Below are 203 nucleotides of genomic sequence, written 5' to 3' on the forward strand. Positions count from 1 at the left end.
CTGCCGTCGTCTTCGGTAAATGCATTGGTGTTCGTGATCGTCACTTCAGGTGCATCGTTAACCGTATTCACCACCGGGGTGGCCGAATCCGTTTCACCATTAATTGTGCCGTCGTTCGGTGTTAACGTAAATTCAGGTAAGGCTGCTCCGCTGTTAACCAGCGCCGCGCCCGCTGCTGTTAAGAGAACCTCATTGCCCACGAC

1 protein-coding gene is annotated in these 203 nt (G+C 53.7%); it reads right to left on the reverse strand.

The window, feature by feature from the left end:
• The coding region (locus H5084_RS19400; protein ID WP_182692252.1) for a hypothetical protein at positions 1-203 on the reverse strand (203 nt) is incomplete at both ends.

It is taken from the genome of Psychromonas sp. SR45-3, assembly GCF_014163575.1.
Taxonomy (GTDB): Bacteria; Pseudomonadota; Gammaproteobacteria; order Enterobacterales; family Psychromonadaceae; genus Psychromonas; species Psychromonas arctica.